A 3,999-nucleotide genomic window follows, 5' to 3' on the forward strand; every position below is an offset into this window, starting at 1 on the left:
TCCCACTCCGCATTAGTCAAATCCGTTGGATACGCTCGTCGCTGCTTCATCCCCCTCTGCTATCACACCCCGCTACCCCTTTTTAGACACCCTCTGAGGCGTTTTGATACCGGTCTTTGATTTCTTCTGAAACGTATGCACGACCCACACTGCACCGGCAAGCTGCACTGCATACACGACACGGTAGGCATCGGTGCGATAGCGTAGCGCGATTTCAAACACGCCAGAACCAAGCCCCTTCATCGGCTTGGCCGTATCCGCCATCTGGCCTTCGGCGACAACGGTCAAGGCGCGGCGGATAGTAAGCTGAGTACCGGCAGGGAACCGCTCGAAGTCTTTTCGCGCCGCCCGCACCCAGGAGATCGCCCGCGTGTTTCTGACCATAGGAGAATGTTGGAATAATTGTCAACACTTGTCAAGAAAAATCATGCGCTGTGATAGGACGCTGGCAACGAAAGGGGGAGACTGGGCCACTTGCTACCGAAAGGAGAGTCATTCTCAGACCTTATCCCCTTCGCATATCACTATGGGTGATTACAAGGACCCACGCGCCCGGCAGCCCCTCCAATTTGCGTGGCAGAATTGCCTAGACAATACAAAAGCTGTGAGTTTGTTAGTGGTTAGGGGCACCCCACGCGCAGCTTGCGGTTGCCGGTGCCCCGTAAGCGCCGCCAAAGCATACAAAGGACATCGTGCTATTCCGCAACAGTTGACGGGATAATTGCGCCACCCGCCTCTAACCAGGCTTTAAAACCGCCTTCGAGATACACGGGATCTGGCACGCCCATATCCTTGGCCAACTTAGCCGCCAGTAACGAACGTCCGCCTGTTGCACAGTAGAAGATTATTTTCTTCCCGGAGCTGAAAGTATCCATATGCTTGGAACTCTTCGGATCGATGTAAAACTCCAGGAGTCCACGCGGGACATGAACAGCTCCCTTTATTATGCCATTTTTTACGATTTCCTCCCCTTCGCGGACGTCCACGAAGATGACAGAGTCATCATCAACTAATTCTATGGCATTGCGCACATCATGGGAGACAACGGCAGCTAGCGCTTCGGCCTTATAGTCGTCGACGCCCTTTAACGTTGGGTCCTGCTCAGAACAGCCCAAAAGGATGCTGAATGTAATGAATGCTATTCTCGATGCTCGCATTGAATTTCTTTAACCTCTCAATCTTATCATTTAGCTTTGCCAGTGCAGCAATTCATTAGAAATGCTGCAACCCCTAAAGAGGGGCCCCCGCAAAGGCGGAGATTATATCGTCATAAAATAAGTTGATGCTGAACAAGATTCCGCTGTCAAACTCCCGATTGGTGCTCGAATTGAGTGGGAATTGGCCTGCTATGCCGAGTTGGACATACTTGCCCCTGTATATGAGCCCCGGGGTAATGAACGCCTCAGTGACCCGCTCCGGGCCGTTGACCACCGTCTCAAAGTTCAACTCCACCACCGGCACGAGGCGGTTCATCGGCCACGGTAGCCCCACATCCTGCACGTGGTCTTGAAGATACTGGAGGTCATACATGAAAACAAAGTCGTACAAGAATTCCGTTTCCCCGTTGTTCAGTAGGATATCAAACCCGGCATCGCCCATCAGCGCAAAAGGCCGCAAAAACCCCATGCGCTGGGGCAGGTCTCCAAAGCCTTTGGCATACAGGAGTAAGGGGGCAAGCGCGACGTCTTGTTCGGCTCCGATATCTTCCTCGCCGACGGGGATTTCGACTTCAAAGCCCGACGAGAGAATAAATTCATGGGCTGCACTGCGGAACAGGGCGTATTTGAGTAATACGCCGAGATTCTGAAAGCCCGAAGCATTTTCTTCGCCTCCTTGTCTATGCGTTACCCACTCATTTTCGAGGGCGAGGCTGAAATTTTTGGAGAACCGTTTTTCGAGGATATTCGCCACGGAAAACGTATTCCCTTCCTTGAGATTAAAGTGGCCGAGCTTTGCCAATACGAATCCATCGTTGGGATTGGCATCTTCGGCCACAAAGGGCTCGATAAATTTCCGCTTCCCCACGACCCCATGAGCCGAGACAAGCGAAGGACCGAGACACACACAAATTCCACACACAACGAGCCACTGGACACATTTGTAACGCATAGGTTTCCTCCTCACCCTGGCGGACACACAAAGACCTCTCCGGGCAGAGTGCGTTGAGCCACGCTGGCCAGATCAGAAACAGGCGGTCCGATACAGACGCACCTCTTCTGACCCGACAGGGGCAGTTCATGGAGCGATGAGACGTTATGCAGGTGCCTAGAGGGCTGGCGGTGGCGGGTGCGGCGGCAGGGCCCGATACCCATCGGGTAACAGCCGTTGTCGTTCGCCGACCGGCGGACCGATGGGGAGTCCGGACGCGGTATACGCGGCATTAAGGAAAAGAAACTTCGCGACGCTGGAGACTTCTCCCCCCTGCTCATGGTGTAAGCAGCCATCAGGACACATGCTAATTTTGCCCGTGGTGTGTCGGTGGGCGGTGTGACAGTGCGGGCCACGCGCAGACAATGGGCATGACGCGCCAGACCGGATTGCGCTCACCTGCTTCTCTCTAGAGCACCGGTCACAATGCTGGACAGCGGGCAAGGCCAAGCTCGCTCCCGCGAGCAAATAGGTCAGGAAAGTCCCGAGGGTCACAAGATGGAGCAGACGTGAGGAATACCGGCCAAACACGATGCTGGTCTTTTTTCCTTTCAAGTCAGTTCAAGACGGCAGGAGTGTAAAGACAAGACAAGGAAAAAACAATGTCTTCGTCTTTATGTCCCGTCCAGTTCGCGGGGCAGGATTGTCGGGATTGTATAGACAAGACAAAAGCTGGGAGCTTCTTCGTGGTTAGGCGGCACCCCGCGCGCAGCTTGCGGTAGCGGAGGAGGTAGCTGAAAATGTAATTCGACGTGAACTGGCCCATTTCCCAACCGTTGCCGTTGCCCGGCTTCAGTAGCCCCGCTCCCAGTCCAATACGTTCAGGAGGGATAGGCCGGTGATATAGCGCTGTAGATTATCGCAAAATAACTCTATGCCTTTTGCTTGCTGGACATCGGTTCCACCTGACGTATGCGGAGTGATCATGACATTCGGCAGTTGCCAGAGTTCTTCTGGTGGCGGTCCGGTGAATTCTCCGCTGTAGACATCTAAGCCTGCCCCAGCAATCCAGCCCTCACGTAACGCTGTAGTTAAGGCAGATTGGTCAATTAACTCACCACGGGCAACGTTAATGAGATACGCACTCGGTTTCATCTGACGCAGCTCAGCTTCAGCCATGAGTCCATCCGTTTCCGGTGTCCATTGGGTGCTCAAGACAACAAAATCGCTCTGCTCAAGCAGAATAGACAGCTCTGCTGGCGGGAGCAGTTCGTCAACGTCTTGCGTCTTCGTGTGTGGAGTGGTTGCTGACCGACGCGTTGCCATAACCCGCATCCCGACTGCTTTGGCGAGACGCGCGACAGCGCTCCCAATGCCACCCAGGCCGATAATGCCTATAGTTTTCCCCTGTACCAGTATGGGACGATATTCTCGGCGTTCGAATGCCTGATTGTTCTGATCATGGAACGCTTGAGGCAAAGACTTGGCAAAGAGGAAGATCGTGGACAGAACATATTCCGCAATAGGCAAAGGGTTATTTAGCCCACGCGACGTTGTGACGACGACGTCGCTGCCCCACATATCGCCCACGCGCAAATTTGAGGCACCCGCAGGCGTTTGGTGGAGCCACTTGAGGCGCGGCGCCCGAGCGCGTAAGTCGAGCGGAAAAGGGAATCGAATGCAGATGACCTCGGCTTCGGCTAGCAGCGCGTCCCGCTCGGCGCGGGTCGAGGTGTTTGCTGCTACGAGTGATTGCGGCACATAGCGACGAACGGATTCTGCCGGCCAGGTTTCGGCATACTCGACCTCGAACTTCCCGCGTGCATCCACAACCCGAATGCGTGGATCAATCGCGCTAATCTTCTCGGTGACAGACTCTCCCACAGCACCGAGCAGCAGGATGTTGAGAAG

5 protein-coding genes are annotated in these 3,999 nt (G+C 54.5%); all 5 read right to left on the bottom strand.

Going from position 1 to position 3,999, the window contains the following annotated elements; all coding sequences use genetic code 11:
• Positions 1-72 precede the first annotated feature (72 nt).
• Positions 73-384: a type II toxin-antitoxin system RelE/ParE family toxin gene (locus tag O6944_04385; protein MCZ6718376.1), complete on the bottom strand. Its 312-nt coding sequence runs from the start codon at positions 382-384 to the stop codon at positions 73-75.
• A 311-nt stretch (positions 385-695) separates the two neighbouring features.
• The gene (locus tag O6944_04390; protein MCZ6718377.1) at positions 696-1,157 is read right to left on the bottom strand and encodes a rhodanese-like domain-containing protein; all 462 of its coding nucleotides are present in this window, start codon (positions 1,155-1,157) and stop codon (positions 696-698) included.
• 73 nt (positions 1,158-1,230) lie between these two features.
• Positions 1,231-2,109, bottom strand: coding sequence for a hypothetical protein (locus O6944_04395; protein MCZ6718378.1), 879 nt, complete (start codon positions 2,107-2,109; stop codon positions 1,231-1,233).
• Between the two features lie 156 nt (positions 2,110-2,265).
• Positions 2,266-2,547, bottom strand: a complete 282-nt coding sequence (locus O6944_04400) for a hypothetical protein (protein ID MCZ6718379.1) — start codon at positions 2,545-2,547, stop codon at positions 2,266-2,268.
• A 393-nt stretch (positions 2,548-2,940) separates the two neighbouring features.
• Positions 2,941-3,999 (bottom strand): D-2-hydroxyacid dehydrogenase (locus tag O6944_04405; protein MCZ6718380.1); only part of this gene is annotated, 1,059 nt, incomplete at its 5' end.

The sequence above is a fragment of the Gammaproteobacteria bacterium genome (assembly GCA_027296625.1).
Classification (GTDB): Bacteria; Pseudomonadota; Gammaproteobacteria; order JAKEHO01; family JAKEHO01; genus JAKEHO01.

What these genes read in the sequence shown, in the direction of transcription:
- O6944_04385 (MCZ6718376.1), bottom strand. Translation starts at nt 384, where the DNA reads ATGGTCAGAAACACGCGGGCGATCTCCTGGGTGCGGGCGGCGCGAAAA.
- O6944_04390 (MCZ6718377.1), bottom strand. Translation starts at nt 1,157, where the DNA reads ATGCGAGCATCGAGAATAGCATTCATTACATTCAGCATCCTTTTGGGC.
- O6944_04395 (MCZ6718378.1), bottom strand. Translation starts at nt 2,109, where the DNA reads ATGCGTTACAAATGTGTCCAGTGGCTCGTTGTGTGTGGAATTTGTGTG.